Genomic DNA, 7,105 nt, shown 5'->3' with positions numbered 1-7,105 from the left:
GTTGTCGACTACCTGCGCGACACTGGTCGCCCAGTCGGTATGGAAATCCTCGATCGCATTCCGAATCGCGTCCTGCTGCTGCGAACCCAAACCCTGCGCATCGGCCAGAGACTTCCGCGGAGCACTCAACTCGGCCTCGATCCGCGACAAATCCGCACCGATCCCCGCCAACTCATCGATCGGAAACTGCGCAAACCCCACGGAAACCCCCACGACTACCAAACCCGACAACGCAAGATGCATTCGCCGACAACAACATTCGACGAGCAACGCAACCGCAGTAGACCACAGGAACTCGGCGCCGAACCAGCCCCGAGTCGGGCATGTGGCGACAATCGCAGTAACGCTCGAGCCCGCCCGAGCGATACGCGCGCGTGACGCGCGGCATACCGACATGCGGACCAGCTCTCGCCGTAAGCCCATGAGAGCCGATCGGATTCACCATCTCGGCGCTGCACTCCCGGTGAAAGCGAGATCCGATTCACGTGACGTGAGTCATAAGTGGGGGGTGCTTTCGCTTGACCTGGGCGTTCCTATCCGGGTGTACTGCGGCGGAGCGAACTCGGGATTCGTGGATTCGCCACCAGTTCAAGGGATTCGGATACGAGGGGGAGACGAAACATGTCCTACGCACAGCCGGTTGTCGCGACACCGGACTTCGAATGGTCGATCGCATTGCCGGAGAACGGCATTCCGCTGGAGAGTTACGCACCCGACTGGGACGGTATCGCCGCCACCAGGAGCGCGGCGGCGGAGGCGGGGTCGGCGGTTACGGTGCTGCTGCCCGGCGTCGACGAGTCGGGTGCCCCGCTGATGGGTTCACTGGCGGTCGCGTGGATGCGGGTGCCGCAGCGGACCGGGCTCGCCGAGCTGGCGCCGGGATTCGGTGGGGGAAAGGCCGACCGGTGTGAACAGGTGTCAGGGGCTGGGGTGTCGCTGCTGGTGCAGGAACCGGTCCATGCGACGGCGATATCCGTCCAGGCGCTGCGCCGATTCACCGACACGCCGTGGGTGGTTGTGGTCGCGGCCTATCTTCCCGGCGTCGCCGATCGAGAGACGCTGCGCGAGCTCGCCATCGAAGTGGCGCTGAGCATCAGGCCGAAAAGCGCGGACGGCCTCGCTGTCAATCGGCCAGTCGCAGATAGGTGAGCACTGCCAGGACTCGGCGGTGGTCGTCGGGTTCGGGTTGGAGGCCGAGTTCGACGAAGAGTTAAGTATTGCGGCGGACTCTGTGTTTCTCCCGATAGTTTTCGTGCCCAGGTGGTCGGCACGCTACTCCGTCGCTACTGTCGGGCTTGTTGCGCGGAAATGTGGCGCAACCGGGTGTCGACGATGATCCCTAATTCCAGGACAAGTGGAGGAAGTGGGATTGTGACGATAGCCACAGAGAAAACCGGGCGTGACCTGGCCCGCCACCCCGCGTACCGGGGGATGCCGACCGGCGCGATGCCGATGGTCGCCTTTCTTTCGGTGCTGGCCGGATTTATCGGCGCAGCCGCCTACACGCATTCCGCCGGATATTTCGTGACGTTCATGACCGGAAATACCGAGCGAGCCGTCCTCGGCTGGTTCGACAATGATGTCGTCCTGGCAACCGGCGCCATCACCCTGCTCTTCTCCTTCGGTCTCGGCGTGTTCGTGGCCTCGCTGCTGCGCAGGCGCGTGTGGCGCGACAGCCGCTACGGCGCGGCCGTGGTGACCACCGCCGCCCTGGCTGCCGCCGCCGTCGTCGACTGGGTCCTCGACCGCACGGGCGGACAGGAGGTGGGGTTCATCCCCATCGCCTTCGTCGCGTTCGCGGTCGGCGCGCTCAACACCGCCTTCGTCAAGAACGGCGAGACCAGCGTTCCGCTGAGCTACGCGACCGGCACGGTGGTGAAGCTGAGTCAGGGCATCGAAAGCCATGTCAGCGGCGGCAGCTCCCGTGATTGGCTCGGCTACGCGCTGCAGTACGGATCCTTCGCCGTGGGCGCCTTCCTCGGCGGCGTGCTGAGCATGCTGGTCGGCGGCGAGATGATGCTGATCGTGGCCACCGTCGTCTCGGCCGTGGCGATCCTGCTCACCGCCAAGGCGGCGACCGAGCCCCAGATTTTGTCCTGACCACGGCATTGCCTACACTAGAGCGGTTGCCTGGGCACCACTGTGTCCGCTGGCGCCTCGCTGACTGTAGGTGAAGCGGGCGGACGGTCCAGGCGCCGAGAGCTCGTAACGAGAACTCATCCGGTCGGTAAGTGCCGTCCGGACCAGCCGAATTGTTGTAGGCCCACGGTCACCTCGCGAAAGCGGGGAGATGCTGCATGGGAACCGCAGCGAGAAAGGTGTCGAGGTCTAACCATGACCATGACTGATCCGATCGCAGACTTCTTGACACGTCTGCGCAACGCCAACTCGGCGTACCACGATCAGGTGAAGGCGCCCCACTCCAAGCTCAAGGCGAACATCGCCGAGATCTTGAAGCGTGAGGGCTACATCGCCGATTACCGCACCGAAGACGCGACCGTGGGCAAGTCCCTCGTCGTCGATCTGAAGTACGGCCCCAGCCGTGAGCGCAGCCTGCAGGGCCTGCGTCGCGTCTCGAAGCCGGGTCTGCGTGTGTACGCGAAGTCCACCAACCTGCCCAAGGTCCTCGGCGGCCTCGGCGTGGCGATCATTTCCACGTCGACCGGTCTGCTCACCGACCGTCAGGCGGCCAAGCAGGGCGTGGGCGGCGAAGTCCTCGCCTACGTCTGGTAAGGGAGGACTACTAATGTCGCGTATTGGTAAGAAGCCCATCGAGATTCCGGCCGGCGTCGACGTCACCATCGACGGCCAGGTCGTCACGGTGAAGGGTCCCAAGGGCACCCTGTCGCACTCCGTGGCCGAGCCGATCACCGTCGCCAAGGGCGAGGGCAACGAGCTCGAGGTCCAGCGTCCGAACGACGAGCGCGCAAACCGCTCGCTGCACGGCCTGAGCCGCACCCTGATCGCCAACATGATCGAGGGTGTCACCAAGGGCTACGAGAAGAAGATGGAAATCTTCGGTGTCGGTTACCGTGTGGCCGCCAAGGGCTCGAACCTCGAGTTCGCCCTGGGCTACAGCCACCCGGTGCCGATCGAGGCCCCGGAGGGCATCACCTTCGCGGTGGAATCGCCCACCAAGTTCTCCGTGTCCGGTATCGACAAGCAGAAGGTCGGCCAGATCTCCGCTGTCATCCACGGACTGCGTAAGCCCGACCCGTACAAGGGCAAGGGCATCCGCTACGCCGGCGAGGTCGTTCGCCGCAAGGTCGGAAAGACGGGTAAGTGATCATGGCGCAAACCGAAAACCAGAAGGCCAAGCGGATTCCGCTGGGCAAGGACGCTTCCACGAAGCGTCGTCTGTCGAAGACCCGCCGTCACTTACGTCTGCGCAAGAAGGTCGTCGGCACCACCGAGCGTCCGCGCCTGGTGGTAAACCGCTCCTCGCGGCACCTGCACGCCCAGCTCGTCGACGATTCGGTCGGCAAGACCATCGCCGCCGCGTCCTCGATCGAGGCCGATGTGCGTGCGCTGGAGGGCGACAAGTCCGCCAAGGGCGCCAAGGTCGGTCAGCTGATCGCCGAGCGTGCCAAGGCTGCCGGTATCGAGGCGGTCGTGTTCGACCGTGGTGGTCACGACTACCACGGCCGTATCGCGGCGCTGGCCGATGCCGCTCGTGAAGGCGGGTTGAAGTTCTGATGACTGTTATTTCGAATGGAAGGAACGTCTGATGCCGGGACGTCAGCGGCGTGACGGCGGCAGCGGACCCGCCGGACAGAACCCCAATGCCCCCGAGGGCGGCCGTGGCGATCGTCGCGGTGGCGGCGACCGTCGCGGCGGTGACCGTCGGGACCAGGCTGCCGAGAAGAACCAGCTCGAGCGCGTAGTCGCGATCAACCGCGTCTCCAAGGTCGTGAAGGGTGGTCGTCGCTTCAGCTTCACCGCCCTCGTGATCGTCGGTGACGGCAACGGTCTGGTCGGCGTCGGCTACGGCAAGGCCAAGGAAGTTCCCGCGGCCATCCAGAAGGGTGTCGAGGAGGCTCGCAAGGGCTTCTTCCGTGTCCCGATGATCGGCTCGACCATCACCCACCCGGTTCAGGGTGAGGCGGCGGCCGGTGTCGTCATGCTGCGTCCGGCTTCGCCCGGTACCGGTGTGATCGCCGGTGGCGCGGCGCGTGCCGTGCTCGAATGCGCTGGCATTCACGACATTCTGGCCAAGTCGCTCGGTAGCGACAATGCGATCAACGTCGTTCACGCGACGGTTGCCGCGCTCAAGATGCTCCAGCGTCCCGAAGAGGTTGCCGCGCGTCGCGGTCTGCCGATCGAGGATGTCGCTCCGGCGGGCATGCTGCGTGCGCGTGCGGGACAGGGAGCCTGACATGGCTGATCTCAAGGTGACCCAGATCAAGAGCACCATCGGCGCCAAGGCGAATCAGAAGGACTCCCTGCGTACGCTGGGCCTTCGCAAGATCCGTCAGAGTGTTGTCCGTGAGGACAACGCTCAGAACCGCGGTCTGATCAACGTCGTGCGCCACCTCGTAACAGTTGAGGAGGTCTGACAATGACCATCAAGTTGCACCACCTGCGTCCTGCGCCGGGTTCCAAGACCGAGAAGACCCGTGTGGGTCGCGGTGAGGGTTCCAAGGGTAAGACCGCCGGTCGTGGTACCAAGGGCACCAAGGCCCGCAAGAACGTCTCCCCGGCGTTCGAGGGTGGCCAGATGCCGCTGCACATGCGCCTGCCGAAGCTCAAGGGCTTCACCAACCGCTTCCGCGTGGAGTACCAGGTTGTGAACGTGGGCCGCATCGCGGAGCTGTTCCCCGAGGGCGGCACGGTCGGTAAGGCCGAGCTCGTCGCGGCCGGCGCCGTTCGCAAGAACGAGCTGGTCAAGGTCCTCGGCGATGGTGAAATCGGTGTCGCGGTCCAGGTGACCGCCGACAAGGTGACCGGCTCCGCCAAGGAGAAGATCGCCGCCGCCGGTGGCACCGTCACCGAACTGGCCTGACGGTACTGTAGTTAGCAGCAGACACCGGACGAGTCGAGAGCTCGTCCGGTGTCACTGTTAGAGTTCAAGTGTTGTCTGCCAAGCTCGTCATCGGCTGACGTATCCCACACGACGCGGTGTTGGTTCAGTCGCATGGCATGACCCATGTCGTTCGCCAGGAGGATCTGTGCTTTCCGCCTTCGTATCGGCCTTCCGGACTCCGGACTTACGGCGGAAGATTCTCTTCACGCTGGGGTTGATCGCGCTGTACCGGTTGGGTGCCGCGCTGCCATCCCCCGGCGTCGATTACCAAAACGTCCAGGAGTGCGTGAAGCAGGTCTCCGGTGGTGAATCCGCCGGTATCTACCAGCTCATCAACCTGTTCTCCGGTGGTGCGCTGCTGCAGCTGTCGGTGTTCGCGATCGGCATCATGCCCTACATCACCGCGAGCATCATCATCCAGCTGCTGACCGTCGTCATCCCGCGCTTCGAGGAGTTGCGCAAGGAAGGCCAATCCGGCCAGACCAAGATGACGCAGTACACCCGGTATCTGTCGATCGCCCTGGCGATTCTGCAGGCCACCGGTCTCGTCGCGCTGGCCGCGCGCGGTCAGCTACTGCAGGGCTGCGCCAAGCCGATCCTGGCCGATACCAGCATCTTCGGCATGATCATCATCGTCGTGGTGATGACCGCCGGTGCGGCGCTGGTGATGTGGTTCGGCGAGCAGATCACCGAGCGCGGTGTCGGTAACGGCATGTCGCTGCTCATCTTCGCCGGTATCGCCGCCCGCATCCCGCTCGACGGCAAGGCGATCCTGGACACCCGCGGTGGCCTGGTCTTCGGTCTCGTCTGTGCCGCCGTGCTGGCGATCATCGTGGCCGTGATCTTCGTCGAGCAGGGCCAGCGCCGGATTCCGGTGCAGTACGCCAAGCGCGTCGTCGGCCGCAAGATGTACGGCGGTTCCTCGACCTACCTGCCGTTGAAGGTCAATCAAGCCGGTGTCATCCCGGTGATCTTCGCGTCCTCACTGCTGTACCTGCCCAACCTGATCGCGCAGCTGACCGGGTCGAGCACGGCGACAGAGCCGAGTTGGTGGCAGGAGATCATCCAGAAGTATCTGGTCGACCCGACCAACCCGGTCTACATCGCCATCTACTTCGGTCTGATCGTGTTCTTCACCTACTTCTACGTCGCGATCACCTTCAACCCGGAGGAACGCGCCGACGAGATGAAGAAGTTCGGTGGCTTCATTCCTGGCTATCGTCCGGGTAGGCCGACCGCCGACTACCTGAATTTTGTTCTGAGCCGCATCACCCTGCCTGGCTCGATCTACCTCGGCGCGGTCACCGTCCTCCCGAGCTTGTTCCTCGGCGCGGGCAGCACGGGCCAGTCGGCGAACATGGCCTTCGGCGGTGCCGCGGTGCTCATCATGGTCAGTGTTGGTCTCGACACGGTCAAGCAGATCGAGAGCCAGCTGATGAATCGAAATTACGAAGGGTTCCTCAAGTGAGAGTTGTTCTGCTCGGTCCGCCGGGTGCCGGCAAAGGTACTCAGGCCGTCCTGCTGTCGGAGAAGCTGGGCGTTCCGCACATCTCCACCGGAGACCTCTTCCGCGCGAACATCAGCCAGCAGACCGCCCTCGGTCGCGAAGCGCAGAAGTACATGGACGCGGGCGACCTCGTCCCCAGCGACGTCACGAACCGCATGGTCGAGGCCCGCGTCGCCGAGCCGGACGCCGCGAACGGCTTCGTGCTCGACGGCTACCCGCGCACGGTCGACCAGGCAGACGCGCTGAAGAAGATCCTCGAGAACAACGGCTCTGTGCTCGACGCGGTGCTGTGCTTCGTGGTCGCCGAGGACACCGTGGTCGAGCGGATGCTCGCCCGTGGTCGTGCCGACGACACCGAGGACGTCATTCGCAACCGGATGCGTGTCTACCGCGAGGAGACCGAACCGCTGCTCGAGCACTACGACGGTCTGGTCGTCACGGTCGACGGCATCGGCGAGGTCGACGAAGTCAACGCCCGGGCGCTGGCCGCCCTCGGTCGGTAACCACCGGATCGGAGTACTGATGCCGGGTGGTCTGCAACCCTACTAAAAAGGGGGTGGCGGTACGTTAGGCGG

Annotated in this window: 11 protein-coding genes; 10 read left to right on the top strand and 1 reads right to left on the bottom strand. The window is 64.4% G+C overall.

Going from position 1 to position 7,105, the window contains the following annotated elements; all coding sequences use genetic code 11:
* Positions 1 to 243: hypothetical protein (locus ACFWPJ_RS20070; RefSeq protein ID WP_378853431.1), on the bottom strand; the 243-nt coding region annotated here is incomplete at its 3' end.
* A 378-nt stretch (positions 244 to 621) separates the two neighbouring features.
* On the opposite strand from ACFWPJ_RS20070, the gene ACFWPJ_RS20065 reads away from it, so the two are divergent.
* The 10 genes from ACFWPJ_RS20065 (at position 622) to ACFWPJ_RS20020 (ending at position 7,033) form a co-directional block, all read left to right on the top strand.
* Complete coding sequence (locus ACFWPJ_RS20065) at positions 622 to 1,149, top strand: hypothetical protein (RefSeq protein WP_378853429.1); 528 nt, start codon at positions 622 to 624, stop codon at positions 1,147 to 1,149.
* A 282-nt stretch (positions 1,150 to 1,431) separates the two neighbouring features.
* The gene (locus ACFWPJ_RS20060; RefSeq protein ID WP_378853433.1) at positions 1,432 to 2,100 is read left to right on the top strand and encodes a YoaK family protein; all 669 of its coding nucleotides are present in this window, start codon (positions 1,432 to 1,434) and stop codon (positions 2,098 to 2,100) included.
* Between the two features lie 234 nt (positions 2,101 to 2,334).
* On the top strand, positions 2,335 to 2,733 hold the full coding sequence (gene rpsH / locus ACFWPJ_RS20055; protein ID WP_014981717.1) for a 30S ribosomal protein S8: 399 nt from the start codon (positions 2,335 to 2,337) through the stop codon (positions 2,731 to 2,733).
* Between the two features lie 13 nt (positions 2,734 to 2,746).
* A complete protein-coding gene (rplF, locus tag ACFWPJ_RS20050; protein WP_378853427.1) occupies positions 2,747 to 3,286 on the top strand; it encodes a 50S ribosomal protein L6 in 540 nt (179 codons plus the stop codon).
* Between the two features lie 2 nt (positions 3,287 to 3,288).
* Complete coding sequence (gene rplR, locus ACFWPJ_RS20045) at positions 3,289 to 3,696, top strand: 50S ribosomal protein L18 (protein ID WP_378853425.1); 408 nt, start codon at positions 3,289 to 3,291, stop codon at positions 3,694 to 3,696.
* A gap of 31 nt (positions 3,697 to 3,727) precedes the next feature.
* A complete protein-coding gene (gene rpsE / locus ACFWPJ_RS20040; RefSeq protein WP_378853423.1) occupies positions 3,728 to 4,375 on the top strand; it encodes a 30S ribosomal protein S5 in 648 nt (215 codons plus the stop codon).
* Between the two features lies 1 nt (position 4,376).
* Positions 4,377 to 4,556 carry a 50S ribosomal protein L30 gene (gene rpmD, locus ACFWPJ_RS20035; protein WP_019045070.1) on the top strand — a complete coding sequence of 60 codons (180 nt, stop codon included), beginning with the start codon at positions 4,377 to 4,379 and terminating at the stop codon, positions 4,554 to 4,556.
* A gap of 2 nt (positions 4,557 to 4,558) precedes the next feature.
* Positions 4,559 to 5,002 (top strand): 50S ribosomal protein L15, encoded by a 444-nt coding sequence (gene rplO / locus ACFWPJ_RS20030; RefSeq protein WP_019045071.1) that lies wholly within the window; start codon positions 4,559 to 4,561, stop codon positions 5,000 to 5,002.
* Positions 5,003 to 5,168: 166 nt separating this feature from the next.
* A complete protein-coding gene (gene secY / locus ACFWPJ_RS20025) occupies positions 5,169 to 6,491 on the top strand; it encodes a preprotein translocase subunit SecY (RefSeq protein WP_378853421.1) in 1,323 nt (440 codons plus the stop codon).
* On the top strand, positions 6,488 to 7,033 hold the full coding sequence (locus tag ACFWPJ_RS20020; RefSeq protein ID WP_378853419.1) for an adenylate kinase: 546 nt from the start codon (positions 6,488 to 6,490) through the stop codon (positions 7,031 to 7,033). The genes secY and ACFWPJ_RS20020 overlap by 4 nt, the downstream gene beginning before the upstream one ends.
* Positions 7,034 to 7,105 lie beyond the last annotated feature (72 nt).

The organism is Nocardia sp. NPDC058497, assembly GCF_042720195.1.
GTDB lineage: Bacteria > Actinomycetota > Actinomycetes > Mycobacteriales > Mycobacteriaceae > Nocardia.
This window is presented reverse-complemented; position numbering and strand designations above follow the sequence as displayed.

Coding starts and splice junctions, on each gene's coding strand:
- ACFWPJ_RS20065 (WP_378853429.1), top strand. CDS start 622: ATGTCCTACGCACAGCCGGTTGTCGCGACACCGGACTTCGAATGGTCG.
- ACFWPJ_RS20060 (WP_378853433.1), top strand. CDS start 1,432: ATGCCGACCGGCGCGATGCCGATGGTCGCCTTTCTTTCGGTGCTGGCC.
- rpsH (WP_014981717.1), top strand. CDS start 2,335: ATGACCATGACTGATCCGATCGCAGACTTCTTGACACGTCTGCGCAAC.
- rplF (WP_378853427.1), top strand. CDS start 2,747: ATGTCGCGTATTGGTAAGAAGCCCATCGAGATTCCGGCCGGCGTCGAC.
- rplR (WP_378853425.1), top strand. CDS start 3,289: ATGGCGCAAACCGAAAACCAGAAGGCCAAGCGGATTCCGCTGGGCAAG.
- rpsE (WP_378853423.1), top strand. CDS start 3,728: ATGCCGGGACGTCAGCGGCGTGACGGCGGCAGCGGACCCGCCGGACAG.
- rpmD (WP_019045070.1), top strand. CDS start 4,377: ATGGCTGATCTCAAGGTGACCCAGATCAAGAGCACCATCGGCGCCAAG.
- rplO (WP_019045071.1), top strand. CDS start 4,559: ATGACCATCAAGTTGCACCACCTGCGTCCTGCGCCGGGTTCCAAGACC.